We start from the raw sequence: 481 nt of genomic DNA, 5'->3' as shown, positions 1-481 counted from the left end.
GCGACACACGAGGTTCCCGATCTTCAAGGCTTAGGCGTGACCTCGACCTTGGCAAAACGCTTGCGTTCGCTTGTTCCCGACGCATCAAGAACATAAATTTGGAGCGACACACGAGGTTCGAACTCGTGACCTCGACCTTGGCAAGGTCGCGCTCTACCAGCTGAGCTAGTGTCGCTTTGTTCTCATAATCTCTGAGAAATTGGTTGCGGGGGCCGGATTTGAACCGACGACCTTCGGGTTATGAGCCCGACGAGCTACCAAACTGCTCCACCCCGCGTCCGTATTTCACTGTTCAAGGCACAATGACAGCCTGAAATTGTTGGCACACTTAGTAAGTGTCTTGCTCTACCAGCTGAGCTAGTGTCGCTTTGTTCTCAGAATCTCTGAGAAATTGGTTGCGGGGGCCGGATTTGAACCGACGACCTTCGGGTTATGAGCCCGACGAGCTACCAAACTGCTCCACCCCGCGTCCGTATTTCAC

The 481-nt window shown here is 53.6% G+C and carries 3 tRNA genes; all 3 read right to left on the bottom strand.

Annotated features, from left to right (window positions below):
- Nucleotides 1-99: 99 nt before the first annotated feature.
- Nucleotides 100-175: transfer RNA gene (locus tag A8L45_RS23440), tRNA-Gly, on the bottom strand.
- Nucleotides 176-200: 25 nt separating this feature from the next.
- Nucleotides 201-277: transfer RNA gene (locus A8L45_RS23435), tRNA-Met, on the bottom strand.
- Nucleotides 278-392: 115 nt separating this feature from the next.
- Nucleotides 393-469: transfer RNA gene (locus tag A8L45_RS23430), tRNA-Met, on the bottom strand.
- Nucleotides 470-481 lie beyond the last annotated feature (12 nt).

It is taken from the genome of Veronia pacifica, assembly GCF_001707825.1.
Classification (GTDB): Bacteria; Pseudomonadota; Gammaproteobacteria; order Enterobacterales; family Vibrionaceae; genus Veronia; species Veronia pacifica.
Note: the sequence above shows the minus strand (reverse complement) of the source record. Positions and strands in the feature narration are given on the sequence as shown.